The sequence below is a fragment of the Streptomyces thioluteus genome, assembly GCF_039535865.1.
The window spans coordinates 1-18,409 of record NZ_BAAAXZ010000104.1; the positions used below are offsets into that span (position 1 = coordinate 1).

The window sequence follows — 18,409 nt, forward strand, 5'->3', positions numbered from 1 at the left end:
CGGGCACCGGCGGCGTCGTCACCGTCGTGGAGCGGAAGTTCACCGACCCGCGTGCGGCCTACCTCTTCCGCGCGTCTTCGTGGTCGTGCGCCAGCCGCTGCGTACGTACGACCCGACGCGCCGACTCCCTACGGGGAGCGGTCCGGCCGACCACGCTCGCCAACCTGCTGTATCCCCTTCACCCGCGTACGGCTTCGACACCCTGTACCCCCGATCTCGTCAACACCCCGACCCGCCCGCCTCGCCCCCTTCTTCCCCGCGACGCACACCGAGGACCCGTTCCGCTTCAAGGTCACGGCGGTTGGACCACGAGGGGCGGACCGATCGAGTTCCGCACCCCGCTCCAGTTCGTCCCCGAGCATCTGAGCACGGGCGGCCGACTCGCCGCGATCCTCGCCGAGTACAACGCCCGCTCCACCCCGCCGACCCGGCCGAGGCGGCCGTCGCCGCCGAGCCCCCGGTGCTCACCAGCGCCGAACTCCTCGGCCAGTCCGTCGCCCTCGCACCCCCGACAAGCCCGGCGACACCAGCGTCGACGCCGTCCATCTGATCTGGGGCGCCGCCCGCACCGCCCGCCCTGGCCGTCCCGGACCCGGGCGGCGAGGCGCACTTCATCCCCCCAGTCTCAGCTGGGCCAACGCCGCGCTGCCCGCCGTCGCCGGGCTCACCGGCAACGCCGCGGCCGTGCCCGTCTCCTACGCCCGGCGCTACGCCCTGTCCGGGTTCGAGAAGGCGACGTCGGGGGCCCGGACGGGCAACCCGGGCGAGGTCTTCCTCAGCGTCCTGCCCGCCGGGGCCCAGGGCCTCCGTCATGGACTTCCAGAGCCGGCGCGACCGTTCCGGCGGGCTCGTCGCGCCGAGCTTCGATGTGGCGGGCCTGTCCCGGATCTCCGGGCCGGTGGCCGGGGCCGCGGCCGGGGCGGCGGCGGTGGAGAAGATCGCGAACGGGCAGTTCGACCCCGCCGACTTCTTCCACCCCTCGACGTCCTCGGCCTCCTCGACAGCCAACTTCCTCGGCGTCCTCTCCCTCGCCGACATCGTCGAGAAGCTCGCGCCGGACGTCCCCGCTCCCGCCGCTGCACGTCCCGAACTTCCTCACCGAGACCGTCAGCGCCGTCACCGGCTTCCTCTCCGACCTGCGCCGCGTCCGCGACCTGGTGGGCAACGCGGCACCGGTCCTGCCGCCCGCGGCCGCGCGGGTGCGCGATGCCGCCGGGCGCTTCGCCGAGCTGATCGCGGCCTTCCTCGGCCAGCACCTCACGGCCGCCGCCCCGCCCGTCACCCTCCAGGATCTCGACACCGCCCTCGCCGCCTTCACCACCGCCCTCACCGACCTGGTCGACTCCCTTCCGGCGAACGCCGATCCGGGCATCCGTACGCTCCTCACCCGGATCCGCAGCAGGCCGACACCTGGACCGCCGCCGCCGGACAGGTCCTCTCCCTCCGCGACGCCCTCCAGAAGGCCGCCCAGGGCTTCAAGCTGCCGGAGACGGTCAACACCCGCCTCGAATGGAACCCGGTCCTCACCCGATGGCCCGCGGACGACCCCGTCTTCGTCCCGGCCCGCAGGGCGGTCGCCTCTCCCTCGTCGCCGACCTCCACGGCTCGCTCCGGCCCGACGTGCCCTCCGGCGCCGACATCAGCTGCTCGCTGGAGAAGTTCGACCTCGTCCTCGGTGCCGGGGTTCCCGGCGATGCACCTCACCTTCGACCACGTCCGCCTCGTCCAACGCGCCGGTCGGAAACCGGAGATCGACGTCGGGTTTCCACGGGCGTCCGCTTCACCGGCCCGCTCTCCTTCGTCGAGACGCTGCGGCAGCTCATCCCCCGTGGACGGGTTCAGCGACCCGCCCGGCATCGAGGTCACGCCCTCCGGCATCACCGCCCGCTACGGACTGCCGCTGCCCAACCTCGCCGTCGGCGTGTTCAGCCTGGAGAACATCCGCCTCGACGCCTACCTCGACCTGCCCTTCGTCGGCCGCCCGCTGGAGATCGGCTTCTCCTTCTGCACCCGGCAGGGCGCCCTTCCGGCTCACCGTGTCGATGCTCGGCGGCGGCGGGTTCTTCGGCATCGTCCTCACGCCCAGGAACGTCGCCGTCCTGGAGGCCGCCCTGGAGTTCGGGGCCGCGGTGTCCCTGGACTTCGGCGTCGCCTCCGGCAGCGTCTCCGTGATGGCCGGCATCTACTTCCGGCTGGAGGCGGACACCGGGGAGTGCCGGATCACCGGCTACTTCCGCGCCCGCGGCGAGGTGGACGTCCTCGGCATCGTCTCCGCCTCCATCGAGCTCTGCCTCGACCTGAGTTACGAATCGGCCGGCGGCACCGTGTACGGCAGGGCGCGCATCACCATCAGCGTGCACATCGGCTTCTGGTCGCAGTCGGTGACCCTGGAGTGCGAGAAGCGGTTCGCCGGGTCCGGCCCGCCGCCGCAGCCGCTGGCCGCCGGCTCCCCCGAGCCCGTCCGGCCGCCCACGTTCGCCGAGATGATGGCGCCCTACCCGGACCCCGTGACGGGTCTGCGGCGCGACCCGGTGGACGAATACTGCACCGCCTTCGCGAGCGTGAGGTGAGCCGACCGTGCCCGAACAGATCCGGTGGACCGTCCTGCCCGACGGCACGGCCCCCGACGGCGGGCTCCGGCTCACCGTCCTCGTCAGCCCGCGCCTGACCGGGGCCGCCACCCTCGACGGCTTCGCGGGCTTCCACGACTGGCCCGCCACCCTCGCCGGGTACGCCGCCGCGCTGCGGGTGGAGTTCCGCGCGCCCGGCGCCGGCGGCACCGGCGTCCTCGTGCCGGCCGCCCCGCGGCAGGGCCGCTTCCCGCCCGCCGACAGCGCGCTGTGGCCACGGCTCTTCCCGCTCTCCACCCCCGTCCACCCGCCCGGCGGGCCCCTGTTGACCGCCGACGCCCAGCCGCCCGTCCTGCGCTCGTACCCCGGCCGGGACGTGCACGACCGGGCCGTCACTCTTTACGAGACCGCCGCGACCGCCACCGCGCAGCGCCGCGCCTTCCCGCCGGGCGGCGGCGAGGGCACCACCGGAACAACCGCGGCCGCCGAGCCCCCGCCGAGCTGGGACCACCCCACGCTCGACGACCTCCTCACTCCCCCCTCACCACCCCCGTACTGGACTTCGCGCGCGCCGTCGCCGGCACGTACCCCGCGCTCGACGGGCTGTTCGGTTCACCGTCTGCCGGCGCCCCGGCCGCATCATCCCCGAACCCGTACCGCCCCCCGCACCATCGACCGCTCCGGCGACGCCTACCGCGCCAAGGCCGCCGTCCACAACTTCGCCGAGGCGTACCGCTTCTACGACCGGCCCGCGGTCCCGGCGGACCAGCCCCCGCCCCGCGCGCCCCGACTTCGACTTCCACACCGCCTGCGCCCTCCTCGCCGACTACCCGGAGCTGCTGCGCCGCTTCGGCCTGGCCCTGGACCTGGTCGCGGTCCGCCCCCGGACCTCGCCGACCGGTGGCTGGCCCGCGTCCACTTCGCCGACCCGCAGGGGCGGTTGAACGAGGACGAGAGCCTGCGCCCCTGGACGGACCTCCGCTACGTCCCCGGAACCGGCGCCCGCTTTCGAGCCGTACGCCCCCGACGACGGCCCGTACGGGCGGCGCATGCTGCGCCTCGGCGGCCCCGGGACGCTCGTCACCGACCTGGGACCTGGACGGCGCGGCTCTCACGTATGTCGAGTTCTCCCGGATCGTCGGCCAGGCGCTCGGCCGCGCTCACCGACCCCCGCGCCTCCACCGCCCCCGACACCACCGCGCCGCCCGCGCTGCACGGCGCCGGCCTCACCGTGCTCCAGGACGGCCGGGACGTGGAACTCGCCGACCGGATGGAGGCCGACGCCCGGAACGCGGCCGGCGTCGGCCCGGCGGGGGAGGCGGTCCCCGCGGCCGTCCTCGACGCCTCGCACCTGGTCCGCGGCTACCGGGTGGACGTCGGCCGCGTCGACCCGGCGACCGGGACGGTCGCCGTCTGGCGCCCGCTGTGCGCGCGCACCGGCACGTACGCGATCCGGCGCGCCGGGCAGCCGCCCCTGCCGCTGGCCGTCGCCCCCGACGAGGGGCACGTCAAGGCCGCCGCCGTCAGCCACGACGCGGCGGACCAGCTCTACGCCCACCAGGCCCTCTTCGGCTGGCACGGCTGGTGCCTGGCCGCCCCGCCGCCCGGCCGCACCCTCGGCCCCGACGACCGGCCCGCCGTGCCCGCGTCCACGCCCGACCCGCGCTTCCCGCTCGACGCCACCTTCCGCCCGCAGCCCGGCTCGCTGCCCGCCCTGCGCTACGGGCACACCTACCGGCTGCGCGCCCGGCTGTGCGACCTCGCGGGCAACGGGCCGGGACTCGACGCGGAGGCCCTCGGGGACGCGGCGTCCGCCCCCGTCGCCCACCGGCGCTGGGAGCCCGTCCCCCCGCCGGTGGTCGTGCCCCGGTGGCCGTTCCTGGAGGGCGAGTCCGAGGCCCGGCTGGTCATCCGCAGCACGGTGGACGACGACGGGGTGCCCATGCCGGCCGGCGCCTGGGCGGCCCTGCGCAAACACCCAGGTCCCCGACCACGCGGCGGACACGCCCGTCGATCACCTCGACCGGCGCTAACCGCGGATTCGACGAGCGGCACGTCGGCCCGCCCAAGTCGCCGCTGCAGACGGCCGAACGGCACGGGGCGTACGACGAGGTCTTCGGCCCCTCGGTCCCCGCTGTCCGTCCGGCGGCGCTGGGCCCTGGACGCGGGCCGCGAGGCGGGCAGTTACCTCGACACCGTCGTCAGCCTCCGGAGAACCCGTCCATCACCCGCGACCTGAAGTTCTTCGGCGAGATCCACGTCGCCAAGCACGACCGCACGACACCGAGGCGCTGACCGGACTGCCCGTGGCGCGCGGCGCCGGCCTCAAGCCGGGCGAGTACGTCGTCCACGACGCCGCCCAACTGCTGCTGCCCTACCTGCCGGACGTCCCCGCCGGAGGGGTTGTCCCTGCGCGGGCTGCCGGGGGTGGGCCTCAACGAGACCTACGACTTCCCCGGGCCCTGGCCGCAGGCGAAGCCGCTGCGGCTGAAGATCGTCGAGGGGGACGGGCCGCCGGTCTGGAGCGGCCTCCTGGAGCGCGAACTCACCGTCCGGCTGCCCAAGGCGACGGTCGCCACCGTCCGGATGAGCTGTCGCCTCGACGGCGACCGACCTCGAACTCTTCGGCATGTGGCGCCTGTTGGCCGACTCCGCCGTCTGGTCGGCGCTGCCGCAGGGCAAGAAGGACGAACTGACGGCCGCGGCGGCCGACGGCGAGAACTGGATGATCACCCCCTGGGTGGAGCTCACCCTCGTCCACGCCGTGGAAAAGCCGCTGGCCGCGCCCGAGTTGGGGCCCCTCACCTTCCCCCGCGAGGAAGGCAGGACCTCCACCCCCCTCATCGGACGGGTCCGCTCCCATGCCCGCAGCACCGGCCGGATCGACATCGACGCGACGTGGAGCGAATGGACCGACGACGTCGCGGAGGACGCGCCGCGCCGCGTCGACGCCCACGACCGCGTCGGCGACCTCGAACTCCGCCCCTTCGACGACGACCGCTCCCTCTTCGGCATCCGCCACGAGTTCCGCGACACGCGGCACCGCAACGTCACGTACACCCCCCGTCGCGACCACGCGCTTCCGCGAATACTTCCACCCGGCGATCACCGAACGCCCGGAGCTGATCACGCGCACCGGCCCCGCCTCCGGCCCCTGGCCGTCCCCGCCTCCCGCCGCCCCGAACCGCCCGACGTCAGCCACCTCGTCCCCACGGTCCGCTGGGAGAGCGCCGTCGACCACGCCCAGCACCGGGTCACCCGCACCCGCCGGCACGCCGGCTTCCGCGTCCACCTCCGCCGCCCCTGGTTCTCCTCCGGCGACGACGAACTCCTCGCCGTGGTCCTGGGCTCGGCCTCCCCGACGAGCTGACGACCCGCTGCGCCACGGACCCGGTCTGGACGGACGCGACGCCCCTGCCGGCCCTGACGCCGGCGAACTTCCCGAACGCGGCGCGGACGGCCACGGGGATCGCCCTCGCCGAACCGGTGAACGGCGCTCCGGCCACCGCTTCGATCGCCCGCCTTCGCCCCGGCCTTCGACCCCGAACTCCGCCTGTGGGGTCTGCGACATCGACATCGCCCTGCCGGACCCGGCCTACTTCCGTACGTCCGCCTGGCCCTGGCCCGCTACCAGCCCGTACTCCGTCGCCCCCCTCCACCTCTCCAAGATCACCACCGCCGACTTCCTCCAGCCCCTCCCCGACCGCACGATCACGGCCACGATGACGGCGACCGGCGCGGGTCCGCCTCGAACTGAGCGGCCCGGTCTCCTCCAACGCCCTCGGCGCCCGCGCCGGCACGGGCCGGGCCGCCATGGCCGCGAGCGCCGCCGCGTCCTCGCCACGGTCGAACGCCGCGCGGCGGGCGGCGGCGACCTCGACTGGGCCGGCACCGGCACCGTCCTGGAACTCACCTGCGTCCCCACGGCCCAGTCCTTCACCTGGTCCGGCGACCTGGTCCCCCCGGCGCCGCAGCTGCTCCCGCTGTCCGAGTACCGCCTCCTGGTCGAGGAGTACGAGCTCTACGCGACGGACCCCGCGACGGCGACGGTCGGGGAGCGGGGGTGCCGGTGGGCCAACGGCTGGTCCACGCGGACCGGTTCGGGCTGAGGGTGTCGCTGCTGGGGCGGCTGGTGCTGCAGGAGTAGCCGCCTGATGCTCACTCGTCGAGGCAGTCCGCGAGAAGCGCGCGTCGCGGTCGAGGATCCGCGCGTACGCGTCGGCCGCGTGCGCGGATGTGTGCACCAGGTCGAGAGGGGCGGTTTCGCCGGTCATCATGGGCGGGGCGCGTCGGTCCGGGTGTCCGGGCGGCGTGCGCTGTTCATGCGAGGGGTCCCTTCTCGCTGCCGGGTCGTCGTGCATGTCACGCAACAGCCAACTGCCGGGCCCCGTAGCGGGTAGCTTCGAAGAGGGTGGTGAACCGTGGTGAATCCGCCCGACCTGTCGAACACCTGGGTGGCAGTGGTGAAGGATTCGAACGCGAAGCTCGCCGAATGGTCGCGGCCGTTCGGGCTGGAGCCGGGGGGAACTCGCACCGCCGTCCGGTCGCTGCCGTCGAGTGGGGGCAGCCCCACGTCTCGTCCGACGCGTCCGCGTCCGGCGGTGGCTGCGGGGAGAGCCCCGAGGCACGCGGTTCCGGCGATCCTGGCGGACCTACTTCTCGCGCGCCTTCGGGTATCGCGCTCACGACGTACGACCTCGGCTTGTGCGTAGGCCGGCCGGACATCGACCGGGCGCTGTCTACAGCCCGTCGTGGGCCATGACGGTCGAGTCCGCTAGCAGAGTGGGTTAGACAGACGTGGATAGTGTGCCGAGCATTCCTGGCAGGGGCACCCTTCGCCGTGGCCGCCGTGGTCGGTCCGTCGCGGGACTGGCTGCTCAACACCCTCGACGGGGCGCCGAAGGCCGGGCGCCGGGTGTGCCTCGAGGACGTCACCGCCGTCCGCAACATGTTCGGGGCCTTCCAGGAGATGGACATCTTCCAAGGCGGCGGCTCCGGCCGGCTCGCCCTGGCCGCGTACATGAACGAGCACGTCTACCCGCTGCTCCGGCGTACGTACACCGACGACGTCCGCCGGGCGCTGTGCGAGGCCGCGGCCGAACAGACGTACCTGCTCGGCTGGATGGCCTTCGACAACGGCGAGCACGGCACCGCACAGCGGTACCTGACCCAGGCCCTGCGCCTGGCCGAGGAGTCGAAGGACGCGGCCCTCGGGGCGCACGTCCTCGCGGGCATGGCCGACCAGGCCACGCTGCTCGGTCACCCGGCCGAGGGGCGGCGGCTCGCCCAGGCCGGCCGGCAGGGGCTCGCGCGGACACATGCGCCGGCCTGTCTCGCGGACCTGTGGACGCTGGAGGCCCGCGCGCTCGCGGTGCTCGGGGATGGGAAGGCCGCCGGTCACGCGGTCAACGAGGCGGAGCGCGTGTACGACGCAGTGGTGCCGGAACGCGAGCCGGAGTGGGCGAAGTTCATCGATCCCGCATATCTGGGCGGCGAATGGGCCAACACCTTCCGGGACTTGGGCCGTCCCGGGCATGCGGAGGAGCACGCGCGCCGCTCGATCACCCACGCGCGCAAGCAGAACCGTGCCCGGCGCGGCGCCATGTCCCAGGCGACGCTCGCCGTCGCGCACCTGCAGCGCCGCGACCTGGAATCCGCGCACGCGGCCGGGGTCCGCGCGCTGGACCTGGCCCGCCGGGTCAAGTCGTCGCGCTGCGTGGAAGCCGTACGGGGCGTGCAGCGCCGGATGGTTCCGTTCGGCAGGCATCCGCTGGTCGCGGACTTCAACGAGCGGGCAGCGCAGCTCCAGGCCGCTTGAGCTGCCGCTTGAGCCACCTCGTTGCCGAAGCCGGCCGGCACCGGGTCGCGGGGGCGGGGTCGGTGGCGCTGTGCGGGGAGGGGGCGCGGCGCGGATCGGGTCCGTCGATCGGGGGATAGGCGGCGTCCCGGCGGTCCTCCGGACGCCCGATGGCGGGCGGGCCCGCACGGGCGGAGGGTCGAAGGAGAAGACCCCGCAGGAAAGGACGCCCGTCGTGCCCGCGCTCACCCCCCACCGGCGCAACCTCGTTCTCGCGGTCTGCTCGGCCGCCATCGTCATGGTCGGCATCGACGTCACCGCGCTGAACGTCGCCCTGCCCGCCATGGAGCGGGATCTGCACGCCTCCGTCGCCGGGATGCAGTGGGCCGTGGCCTCCTACAGCCTGGCGACGGCCACGCTGATGCTCTACGCCGGGTCGACCGGCGACCGGATCGGGCGCAAACGGGTGCTGATGGCGGCCGTCGCGATCTTCACCGTCGCCTCGGTGCTGTGCGCGCTCTCACCGTCACTGCCCGTGCTGATCGGGTTCCGGATCCTCCAGGGCGTCGGGGCGGCGGGGCTGGGCCCCGTCTCCATGGCGATCGTCGCCAACACCTTCCCCGTGGAACGCGAGCGGGTCCGGGCCATGGGCCTGTGGCTGGCGGGCTACGGCCTCGGGCTGGCCATCGGGCCGGTGGTCGGCGGGGTGCTCGTGGACGCCGTCGGCTGGCGGGCGGTGTTCTGGCTGAACGTCCCCTTCGGGATCGTCGCGTCCCTGGTCGCGCTGCGCGCCGTCCCGGAGTCGAAGGCCGAGCGGCCGCGCCGCCCGGACCCGCTGGGGCAGCTGCTGGTGATCACCCTGCTGGGGCCGCTGGCCTATGGAGTGATCGAGGCGCCGCAGGCCGGCTGGACGGCGCCGGTCGTGATCGCCTGCTTCGCCGTCGTCGTCGCGTCGCTCGCCGCGCTGCTCGCCTACGAGCGCCGTCGCAGGGAACCGCTGATCGAGCTGGGGCTCTTCCGCGACCCGAGGTTCGGCGGCGCGGTCGCCGCGGCGACGGCCGTCTTCGGGACGTTCGGGGGGTTCTTCTTCCTCACCGCGATCTATCTGCAGAAGCCGTTGCGGATGTCCGCCTCGGAGGCGGGTCTGTGGATGCTGGTGCCCGCGGGCGCCCTCGCGGTCTCCTCGGTGTGCGCGGGCCGGCTGGCCCAGCGGTACGGCAGGCGGCCGTTGCTGGTCGGCGCGGGGATCGCGCTCGCGGTGAGCGGGGCGCTGGTCGCGCTCTTCACCGGTGACTCCTCGCGGGCCCTGATCGCCGTGGAGTACGCCCTCTTCGGGATCGGCGTCGGCCTGTCGACCCCGCTGTTCATCAGCGCGGGCGTCTCGGGGGTGCCGGCGGACCGGGCCGGGCTCGCCTCCGGAATGATCACGACCTTCGGCCGGTCGTCCTTCGCGATGGGCGTCGCCGTCCTCGGCGCGATCCTCAACGCCGGTCTGCACGGCGCCCCGTTGACCGACGCGGCCGCCTTCGCCTCGGCCGTGCGGCCCGCCTGGTGGATCCTCGCGGCGGGCGGGGTGGTCACCGCGCTGCTGGGGCTCGTGATCACGAGGCGGCAGGCGGCCCGCCCCGACGGGGCGCCGGAGGAAGTACCGGACGGAGCGCCGGAATCCGCCCGTTGACACCCGGCCGACGCACGGACAAGTGTGCGGAGTCAGGTGACGGCCGAGCCAGGGGGTGGCGATGGGGGCCAGGACGGTGCTGTTCGACGGGACCGGCGGGCCGGAGGTGCTGCGGCTCGCGGAATCCGACGTCGCCGGGCCGGGGCCGAGGGCGGGGGAGGTCCGGGTGCGCGTGGAGGCCCTGGGCGTGGGCCGGGCCGACGTGCTCTTCCGGGCCGGCCGGTCTCCGTGCCCGCCCGTGCTGCCCGGCTCCCGGATCGGCGCGGAGGCTGCGGGAGTTGTGGTGGCCGTGGGGCCGGATGTGACGGAGTGCGCCGCGGGGGACGCGGTGAACCTCCTGGCGACCGGGGACCTTTCGGCGCGCGGCGTCCACGCGGAGTGCGTCACCGTCCCGGCGCACGCGGTGTTCCGCAGGCCCGGCGGGGTGGACGCGGTCACCGGCGTCGCGGCGTGGCTGCCGTACCTCACGGCGTACGACGTGCTGGACCGGACCGGCCCGCTGCGGCCGGGGGAGCCGGTGCTGATCACGGCCGCGTCCGGCGGGACGGGGATGGCGGTCGTCCGGACGGCCCGCCTCGCCGGCGCCGACCCGATCGCGGTCACGGCGTCCGGGGCGCGGAAGGAGCGGTTGCTGCGGTCGGGCGCCGCGCACGCGATCGCCCTGGACGAGGGTGATCTCGTCGAGCGCGTCAGGGAGTTGACCGGCGGACGGGGCGTCCGGCTGGTGCTCGACACGGAGGGCGGCGGGCCGGGGCCGGCGCGGCTGGCGGGCGCGGTGGCCCGGGGCGGGACGCTCGTCGTCCGGGGCCCGGCCGAACCGTGGTCCGCGCAATGGCCGCTCAACGTCCTGGAGTTCGGGCCGGCGGCCGTACTGGAGGACGCGGAGCGGCTGCGACGGGCGGTGGCCTTCGTCGACGCGGGTCTGCGCTCGGGGGCGCTGTCCCCGGAGGTCGACCGGGTCCTCGACGGGCTGGAGTCGATCGCCGAGGCGCACCGCCGGGTGGAGGAGGGGCGGCTGGGGGCGGTGGTGGTACGGGTCGGCGGCGAACGGGGATGATCCCAACCTCCCCGGCCCGCAGTGCTGTTGCAGGGCCGGGGAGGAGCCGGATCAGCGGACGGTGACGACGAACGGGGCGGACACCGCGCCGCCGCCCGCCACGCGGAGGGTGTTCTTGCCCTTGATGCCGAGCTTGACGCGCATCGAGTACGTGGAGTTCTTGTTCACGGTGACCTTCGCCGGGAGGGCGGTCCACTTGGTGCCCTTCTGCTGCTGGAGGGTGACCGTGGTGCCCGGCTTGATCGCGGTGGCCTTGCCGGTCACGCGGAACTCCTGCCACGCCTTGACGGCCTGGGCGCTCGCCTGGGCGGTGAGGGCGGGCTTGGGCGCGGGCTTGGCGGCGGCAACGGCCTTGTGGGCGGCGGCGGGAGCCGGGGCCGCGGCGAAGGCGGTGGCGGCGCCGCCGGCGACGAGGCCGGCCGTCAGAACACCGGATATGGCGAGGCGGTATGCGCGGTTCATCAGTGATCCTCCCTTGAGGGCCCGTTGTGGGGGCTTCATTGAGGAACACGTGAAAAGCGCGACGGCGGTTGCAGTCGGTTCGAACGGATTTCCAGGAGCGGGTGCCGGGTTCAGGACGAGAACGTGAAGTTGGAGTGATTGGTCGCGAGCTGGGCGCCGTCGGGCCCGAAGGCCGTCACCTGGAGCTGCCAGTGGACGGTGGGGTTGACGACCGAGAACGTCGGGTGCCAGTTGGTGACGTCCCAGCCCAGCGCGGGGGAGCGGACGGTGTAGTCGAGACCGATGGTCTGTTTCGTGGCGTCGTTGTACGTGTGCCACTTGATGTAGGCGGTCCGCCCCTTGAGACCGGTGAACGTCACGTTCACCTGTATTCGGGTGACGCCCGGGCTCACCGCGCCCTGGGAGAGCACGCTCACGACGCTGGCCGCGATGCGGAGGGTCGACGGGGTCGGTGAGGCCGGTGAGGGCGTGGTGGGCGGAGGCGGCGTGGGCGACGGCGGGCCGGAAGTCGACGGTCCGGGGCCCGGCGGGCTCGACGAGGTGGGGGGCGGGACAGGGGGGTCGGACTTGTTCCCGGAGGAGCCGTCCTGCAGCAGCACCGGCAGGACCGCCCCCAGCACCAGGGCCACCCCGCCGGTCGCCCAGTACAGCCACACGCGAGGCCAGAAGCGGGTGCCGTGCGGGACCGACGGATCGGGTGGTTCCCCTGCGCTCATGGCCGTCCCCCTCGGTGTCGCCCCGGCATGTGCCCCGGGCTTGAGCGTGACGGGGACGCTACTCCCGGAATCGGCCATTCAGGGAGGCGTATGAGGCGCACTAGGGGGCGCATGAATCCGGCCATGTGCGCCCGTCGGCCGCGAGCACCGCCCCGCGCATGCCACCATTAGTAGATAGTTGTACTAACCATGGAGTGATGCATGAAGGAGTCCGTCCCCACGACCTCCCCGACCACACCCCCCGCCCCGCACGGCACCGCCGTCCGGCACGCCCCGGAACCCCCGAGTCCGGGGCGTCGCGCCGCCCTGTTCCTCACGCTCACCCTCGGCGGCCTGACCGCGATGGCGCCGCTGTCGATGGACATGTACCTCCCGGCGCTGCCCGAGGTGACGGACTCGCTCGGCAGCTCCGCCGCGACCGTGCAGCTCACCCTCACCGCCTGCCTCATGGGCATGGCGCTGGGCCAGCTCGTCGTGGGACCGATGAGCGACAAGTGGGGACGCCGCCGTCCGCTGCTCGTCGGCATGCTGGTCTACATCGTCGCCACCGCGCTGTGCGCGCTGGCCCCCCACCACCGGGCTGCTCATCGCCTTCCGGCTGCTCCAGGGCCTGGCCGGGGCGGCCGGCATCGTCATCGCCCGCGCCGTGGTGCGCGACCTCTACGACGGTGTGGCGATGGCCCGCTTCTTCTCCACGCTGATGCTGATCTCCGGCGTGGCCCCCGTCGTCGCCCCGCTCGTCGGCGGCCAGCTGCTGCGGATGACCGACTGGCGCGGGGTCTTCGTCGTGCTCACCGTGATCGGCGTCGTCCTCGCGCTCCTCGTCCGGTTCTGCCTGCACGAGACGCTGCCGCCCGAGCGGCGCAAGGCCGGCGGCCTCGGGGAGGCGCTGGGCGCGATGCGCGGTCTGCTCGCGGACCGGGTCTTCACCGGCTACATGCTCTCCGGCGGCTTCGCGTTCGCCGCGCTGTTCGCCTACATATCGGCCTCGCCCTTCGTCATCCAGGACATCTACGGGGCCTCGCCGCAGACCTTCAGCCTGCTGTTCGGCCTCAACTCCATCGGCCTGGTCATCGTCGGCCAGATCAACGGCAAGGTCCTGATCGGCCGCTTCAGCCTCGACAAGGCCCTCGGCTGGGGCCTGGCCGTGATCACCGCCGCGGCGGTGGCGCTGGTGGTGCTGACCTCCGGAGCCCTGGGCGAGCCCGGGCTGGTGCCGGTCGCGGCCGGCCTCTTCGTCCTGATGTCGGCCATGGGCCTGGCCATGCCCAACACCAACGCCCAGGCCCTGATGCGCTCCCGCGACGCGGCCGGCTCCGCGTCGGCGCTGCTGGGCACGTCCACGTATCTGCTGGGCGCGATCGCCTCGCCGCTCGTCGGGATCGCCGGCGAGCACACGGCGGTGCCGATGGCGGTGGTCCAGCTGGGCTGCGCGGTGGCCGCGGTGCTGTGCTTCGTGCTGATGTGCCGGCCGGGGCGGCGTGCGGACACGGCGGTGGAGCCCGCCCCGTAAAATCCACCCAATGCACGCCCCCGAGAACTCCCCGCCGACCGGCGAGAACCTCCGCGCCGCGCTCGCCGGACTGCTCGACGGCCTGCCGCCCAAGCAGGCGGCCCAGGCCGTCGAGCGGCTGATCGCCAACTACCGGGGGCGCACCCCCACCGACGCGCCGGTGCTGCGCGACCGTTCCGACGTGGCCGCGTACGCGGCCTACCGCATGCCCGCCACCTTCGAGGCGGTGCGCTCCGCGCTCGCGGCCCTCCGCGTCCGGCTCCCCGAGTGGACCCCCGCCTCGCATGTGGACATCGGCGGCGGCACCGGCGCCGCGACCTGGGCGGTCGCCGCGGCCTGGCCGGACGCCGAGCGCGAGACCACCGTCCTGGACTGGGCGGAGCCCGCCCTCGCGCTCGGCGGCGAACTCGCCCGCTCCGCCGCGTCCCCCGCGCTGCGCGCCGCCCGCTGGCGGCGGCAGGCGATCGGCGCCGGCCTGGAGATCCCGGAGGGCACGGACCTGGTCACGGTCTCCTACGTCCTGGGCGAGCTGACCGCCGCCGACCGCGCGGCGGTCGTCGCGCAGGCGGCCCGCGCGAGGGGCGCGCTGATCGTCGAACCGGGCACGCCCGAGGGCTATCTGCGGATCATCGAGGCGCGGGAGAGGCTGATCGGGGCCGGCTTCACGGTCGTCGCGCCGTGCCCGCACAGTGCGGCCTGCCCGATCGTGCCGGGCACGGACTGGTGCCACTTCTCGGCCCGGGTCAGCCGGTCGTCCCTGCACCGGCAGGTCAAGGGCGGGTCGCTGGCGTACGAGGACGAGAAGTTCTCGTACGTGGCCGCCGTGCGGGAGGAGGACGTGCCCGGGGACGCCGCCTCCGACGCCCCCGCCCGCGTCGTCCGCCGCCCCCAGATCCGCAAGGGGCAGGTGTTGCTGGACCTTTGCACGCGTGGGGACGGGCTGACGCGGGAGACGGTGACGAAGCGGCAGGGGGCGCTGTACCGGGCGGCTCGGGACGTGGACTGGGGCGAGGAGTGGCCGCCGGCGGAGTAGGGAGCTCTCCCCGCTCCGCCCTTTCACCGTTTCTTGCGCTCCGCGCGGGGCAACGCGGCTTCGCCGCGTTCGTCCTCAAGCGCCGGACGGGCTGAATCAGCCCGTCCGGCGCTTGAGGACAACCGCGCGGAGCGCGGTTGCGGGGTCCAGGGGGCGCAGCCCCCGGTGGGATGCAGGGGTGGAGCCCCGCTCACCGCGCGGCGCGCGGCGGGGTGCCGCAGGGGCGCAGCCCCTGCGGAGACGGGGAGAGGGCGGGGTGGGGGACAAACCCCTCACCGCAACTCCTGCGTGCAGCACTTCACACTCCCACCCCCCTTCAGCAACTCCCCCAGGTCCATCCCGACCGGCTCGAACCCCCGCTCCCGCAACGGCGCGAAAAGCCCCACCGCCGCCTGCGGCAGCAGCACATGCCGCCCGTCGCTCACCGCGTTGAGGCCCAGCGCCGCCGCATCCTCCTCGCTCGCCACCAGCGCGTCGGGGAAGAGCCGTTCCAGCACGGTCCGGCTGCCGGGGGAGAAGGCGCCGGGGTAGTACATGACCTCGTCCCCGTCGAGGACGCACAGCGCGGTGTCGAGGTGGTAGTAGCGGGGGTCGACGAGGTCGAGGCCGATCACCGGGCGTCCGAAGTATTCCTGGGCCTCGGGGTGCGAGAGGGGGCTGCTGCGGAAGCCCCGGCCGGCCAGCAGCCAGGAGTCGGTGACGGCGAAGTCGCCCTCGCCCTCGTTGATGTGCTCGGGCTCGCGCACCTCGTCGTAGCCGTGGGCGCGGAACCACGCCCGGTGCACGTCCGCCTCCGCGGCACGCTGCGGGTGGGCGAAGCGGGCGCCCAGCACCCGCCCCTGGACGACGGTCGCGCCGTTGGCGGCGAAGACCATGTCGGGCAGATCGGGGCGGGGTTCGAGCTCCTCGACGGTGTGGCCGAGGGAGCGGTAGCGGTCGCGGAGGTCTTCCCACTGCGTGAGGGCGAGCGGCAGATCGACGGGCTTCGCCGGGTCCAGCGGCCGCTCGGTGGCGCCGGGTGTGCGGTTGAAGCCGTTCATCTGCCAGCGCAGCCGGGCCGAGCCGTCGGCCTGCTTCTGGAGCAGCCGCAGCGCGTGGAAGGCGACGTACGCGTCGTCGGCGCCGATCTGCACCCACAGGTCGCCGTCGCTGCGCTTGGGGTCGAGCGCGTCCTGGGTGAAGGCGGGCAGCGGCTCCAGGCGGGCGGGGCGCCTGGCCGTCAGACCCGTCCGGTCGAAGAAGGTGCGGCCGAAGCCGAAGGTGACGGTCAGCGAGGACGGCCCGGCGTCCAGTGCGATCCCGGTGTCGTCGCCCTTGGGCGCCCGTCCGGCCGCCAGCTCGGCGGCCGTCGACGACCAGCGGCGCAGCAGCGCGGCGGCGGCCTTGCGGTCGGCGCCGGGGGCGAGGTCGAAGGCCAGCAGGTGGCCGTGCGCCTGGGCGGGATCGGTGATGCCCGCCTGACGGGCGCCGTGGAAGGGCAACGCCGCGGAACCGACGCCGGACAGCGGTGCCTTGTCGTCGCGCGCCGCGGTGGCGCCGGCGGCGCCGGCCAGCCCGCCCACGAGGAGGCCGCCCGCGCCCACGGCGCCGGCGGTGCCGAGCAGCCGGCGTCTGGAGAGGGCGGAGTCGTGCCCGGGGCCGCTTCGCGGCGGTCTTGGCCGACTTGGCCGACTTTGCCGTCTTGGTGGTCTTGTTCGCCTTGCCGGATGTCTCAGTCATTGATCTCTACGTTTTCGATCTCGGTGACCTGGTCGATCTCGGAGGTCCGTACGGTCAGGGTGAGCTGCCACCGCCCCGCCATGGGCAGCTGGAAGCCGGAGGCGCGCAGCCGCCCGGCGGACACGCGCTCCAGGGGGACGCGCAGCGGGCCGATGCCCTTCTCCTTCTCGGTGAACGACACCGTGGCCTCGGGGACGTCGGCGGGCTTCCCGGCGGGGTCGGTGAGCGCGACGTCGACGGTGTTGGCGCCGGGACGCCCGGGGTCGAGGGCGATCCGGGCGGTGCCGCGCCCGTTCGTCCCCCCGGTGTCGTAGGTGATCGTGACGTCCGTCCGGCCCGTGGTGGCGGGCGCGGTGCTGCCGCCGTCCGTCCTGCCCGCCCGCTCCTGCTCGGCCTCGGCGCGGCCGGGCTGGGTGGTGGTGAGGACGGTGGTGACGGCGAGCAGGACGACCGCGACGGCGGCCTCGGCGAGGACCGAGCGGCGCAGCGCGGAGCGGGCGGGGTCCGCGTCGCGCCGCCGCTTGCCGGCCGCCTTGGCGACGGCGGCCCGCTGCCGGGCCAGTTGGGCGGCGCGCTCGGGGGAGTCGGCGGTCCTCGCCGCGGGCGTCTCCTTCCGGGGGCCGGACGGCCGGATGCCCTCGGCGAGCCGCGCCGTCCACCGCCGTGAGAACACGGCGGACCCCGACCATCACGGCCACCAGCGAGACCTTGACGAGCAGCCAGCGCCCGTAGTCCGTGCCGGTGAGCGCGGACCAGCTGCCGACCTGCCGCCAGGCCTGGTAGAGCCCGGTGACCACCAGGACGCACACGGCCCCGAACGCCAGCCGGGAGAACCGCCGCACCGCCTCGCGGGGCAGGGCGTCGTCCGCCCGGAGCGCGGCGAGCAGGGCGGCGAGTCCGCCCAGCCACACTCCGACGGCCAGCAGGTGCGCCACGTCGACGGGCATGGCGAGCCAGGGCTGGATGCCCTGGCTCGCGTGTTCGGCCGCCGCCCAGGTCGCCGCGAGTCCGGCGGCGACGGCGGTGCCGCCGGCGGCCAGCCCGTAGGCGACGGCGGGGCGGTCGCGCAGCGGCGGGGCGTCCTCGCGGGTGTACGTGCCGAACAGCAGGGCCAGGAACACCGCCGCCGCGCTCAGCAGGAGCAGCCGCGTCAGCATGGCCGCGCCGGGCTTGGTGTTGAGCGCGTCGCCGAGCAGCGCGAGGTCGAGGACGGAGCCCGGCCCCTTGCCGCCGGTGTAGGCGCCGCGCAGCAGCAACAGCACGGCCGTGGACAGGAACAGCGCGATCCAGCCGCCGACCGCGAGTTTCCGCACGGTCCGCGACGCCCGGCACGCGCCGGCGAAGGCACAGCCGCCGACGAGCAGGGCGAACCCGGCGTAGGCCGCGTACCGGGCGATGTCGTAGAGCGTCCCGACCACCGGGTCCGTCCCGGCGACGGCTGCCTTGACCGTGGTCTTCGACGGGGCGCCCACGGAGAAGGTGAAGGCCCCGGCCACCGGGTGGCTGTCCGCCGAGACGGCCTGCCAGGCCACCGTGTACGTGCCGTCGGCGATCCCCGGGCGCAGCGCGACGGAGGCCGTTTCGGAGCGTCCGTCCGTGTGGACGGGCTTCCCGGCGTCGACGCGGGTGCCCCCGGGGTCGAGCACGCGGACCGAGTCGGCGCTCAGCAGCACCCCTTCGGAGAAGGTCAGCTCGATCCGGGCGGGCGCGGTGGGCACCACCGATCCCTGACGGGGGTCGGTGGCGGTGAGCGCGGCGTGCGCCGACGCGGTGCCCGCGCCGGCCGTCAGCACGCACAGCAGCGCGGCGGCCAGCGTGCCCAGCAGGGCCGCGAGCCGCCCGGCGGTCGGGGTCCTCATGGCGG

General features: G+C 74.6%; 12 protein-coding genes and 4 pseudogenes. 10 read left to right on the forward strand and 6 right to left on the reverse strand.

Features of this window, described 5'->3' with window-relative positions:
* From ABD794_RS13525 to ABD794_RS13535, 3 genes and pseudogenes are all read left to right on the forward strand, one after another.
* Positions 1 to 550: pseudogene (locus ABD794_RS13525) on the forward strand (hypothetical protein); the annotation flags it as partial.
* A 316-nt stretch (positions 551 to 866) separates the two neighbouring features.
* Positions 867 to 2,570, forward strand: a complete 1,704-nt coding sequence (locus ABD794_RS13530; protein ID WP_344963383.1) for a hypothetical protein — start codon at positions 867 to 869, stop codon at positions 2,568 to 2,570.
* Between the two features lie 7 nt (positions 2,571 to 2,577).
* On the forward strand, positions 2,578 to 4,809 hold the full coding sequence (locus ABD794_RS13535; RefSeq protein WP_344963385.1) for a hypothetical protein: 2,232 nt from the start codon (positions 2,578 to 2,580) through the stop codon (positions 4,807 to 4,809).
* Between the two features lie 205 nt (positions 4,810 to 5,014).
* Here ABD794_RS13535 and ABD794_RS13540 read toward each other — a convergent pair whose 3' ends face one another.
* Positions 5,015 to 5,149 (reverse strand): hypothetical protein, encoded by a 135-nt coding sequence (locus ABD794_RS13540; protein ID WP_344963387.1) that lies wholly within the window; start codon positions 5,147 to 5,149, stop codon positions 5,015 to 5,017.
* A gap of 50 nt (positions 5,150 to 5,199) precedes the next feature.
* On the opposite strand from ABD794_RS13540, the gene ABD794_RS13545 reads away from it, so the two are divergent.
* From ABD794_RS13545 to ABD794_RS13565, 5 genes are all read left to right on the forward strand, one after another.
* Positions 5,200 to 5,940 carry a hypothetical protein gene (locus tag ABD794_RS13545; protein ID WP_344963389.1) on the forward strand — a complete coding sequence of 247 codons (741 nt, stop codon included), beginning with the start codon at positions 5,200 to 5,202 and terminating at the stop codon, positions 5,938 to 5,940.
* 352 nt (positions 5,941 to 6,292) lie between these two features.
* Positions 6,293 to 6,679, forward strand: a complete 387-nt coding sequence (locus ABD794_RS13550) for a hypothetical protein (protein ID WP_344963391.1) — start codon at positions 6,293 to 6,295, stop codon at positions 6,677 to 6,679.
* A 731-nt stretch (positions 6,680 to 7,410) separates the two neighbouring features.
* The gene (locus ABD794_RS13555; RefSeq protein ID WP_344963393.1) at positions 7,411 to 8,388 is read left to right on the forward strand and encodes an NsdA family TPR-like regulatory protein; all 978 of its coding nucleotides are present in this window, start codon (positions 7,411 to 7,413) and stop codon (positions 8,386 to 8,388) included.
* A gap of 214 nt (positions 8,389 to 8,602) precedes the next feature.
* Entirely contained in the window at positions 8,603 to 10,045 is a 1,443-nt protein-coding gene (locus tag ABD794_RS13560) for an MFS transporter (protein ID WP_344963395.1), read from the forward strand.
* A gap of 61 nt (positions 10,046 to 10,106) precedes the next feature.
* Positions 10,107 to 11,102 carry a zinc-binding dehydrogenase gene (locus ABD794_RS13565; protein WP_344963397.1) on the forward strand — a complete coding sequence of 332 codons (996 nt, stop codon included), beginning with the start codon at positions 10,107 to 10,109 and terminating at the stop codon, positions 11,100 to 11,102.
* Between the two features lie 51 nt (positions 11,103 to 11,153).
* Here ABD794_RS13565 and ABD794_RS13570 read toward each other — a convergent pair whose 3' ends face one another.
* Complete coding sequence (locus ABD794_RS13570) at positions 11,154 to 11,564, reverse strand: hypothetical protein (protein WP_344963399.1); 411 nt, start codon at positions 11,562 to 11,564, stop codon at positions 11,154 to 11,156.
* A gap of 110 nt (positions 11,565 to 11,674) precedes the next feature.
* Positions 11,675 to 12,280, reverse strand: coding sequence for a hypothetical protein (locus tag ABD794_RS13575; RefSeq protein ID WP_344963401.1), 606 nt, complete (start codon positions 12,278 to 12,280; stop codon positions 11,675 to 11,677).
* A gap of 201 nt (positions 12,281 to 12,481) precedes the next feature.
* Here ABD794_RS13575 and ABD794_RS13585 point away from each other — a divergent pair.
* Together ABD794_RS13585 and ABD794_RS13590 are read left to right on the forward strand one after the other, a co-directional pair.
* A pseudogene (locus ABD794_RS13585) lies at positions 12,482 to 13,793 on the forward strand (multidrug effflux MFS transporter).
* A 10-nt stretch (positions 13,794 to 13,803) separates the two neighbouring features.
* A complete protein-coding gene (locus ABD794_RS13590) occupies positions 13,804 to 14,826 on the forward strand; it encodes a small ribosomal subunit Rsm22 family protein (RefSeq protein WP_344963403.1) in 1,023 nt (340 codons plus the stop codon).
* Between the two features lie 272 nt (positions 14,827 to 15,098).
* Here the strand turns inward: ABD794_RS13590 and ddaH are convergent, their stop codons facing one another.
* The 3 genes and pseudogenes from ddaH to ABD794_RS13605 form a co-directional block, all read right to left on the reverse strand.
* The gene (gene ddaH / locus ABD794_RS13595) at positions 15,099 to 15,866 is read right to left on the reverse strand and encodes a dimethylargininase (protein ID WP_344963425.1); all 768 of its coding nucleotides are present in this window, start codon (positions 15,864 to 15,866) and stop codon (positions 15,099 to 15,101) included.
* Between the two features lie 21 nt (positions 15,867 to 15,887).
* Positions 15,888 to 16,409 (reverse strand): annotated as a pseudogene (locus tag ABD794_RS13600) (Dyp-type peroxidase domain-containing protein); the annotation flags it as partial.
* A 128-nt stretch (positions 16,410 to 16,537) separates the two neighbouring features.
* Positions 16,538 to 18,404: pseudogene (locus tag ABD794_RS13605) on the reverse strand (copper resistance CopC/CopD family protein).
* Positions 18,405 to 18,409 lie beyond the last annotated feature (5 nt).

Bases quoted from the DNA above. Each gene is read 5' to 3' on its own strand.
- ABD794_RS13530 (WP_344963383.1), top strand. From the start codon at position 867: ATGTGGCGGGCCTGTCCCGGATCTCCGGGCCGGTGGCCGGGGCCGCGG.
- ABD794_RS13545 (WP_344963389.1), top strand. From the start codon at position 5,200: ATGTGGCGCCTGTTGGCCGACTCCGCCGTCTGGTCGGCGCTGCCGCAG.
- ABD794_RS13550 (WP_344963391.1), top strand. From the start codon at position 6,293: ATGACGGCGACCGGCGCGGGTCCGCCTCGAACTGAGCGGCCCGGTCTC.
- ABD794_RS13565 (WP_344963397.1), top strand. From the start codon at position 10,107: ATGGGGGCCAGGACGGTGCTGTTCGACGGGACCGGCGGGCCGGAGGTG.
- ABD794_RS13570 (WP_344963399.1), bottom strand. From the start codon at position 11,564: ATGAACCGCGCATACCGCCTCGCCATATCCGGTGTTCTGACGGCCGGC.
- ABD794_RS13575 (WP_344963401.1), bottom strand. From the start codon at position 12,280: ATGAGCGCAGGGGAACCACCCGATCCGTCGGTCCCGCACGGCACCCGC.
- ABD794_RS13590 (WP_344963403.1), top strand. From the start codon at position 13,804: ATGCACGCCCCCGAGAACTCCCCGCCGACCGGCGAGAACCTCCGCGCC.
- ddaH (WP_344963425.1), bottom strand. From the start codon at position 15,866: ATGAACGGCTTCAACCGCACACCCGGCGCCACCGAGCGGCCGCTGGAC.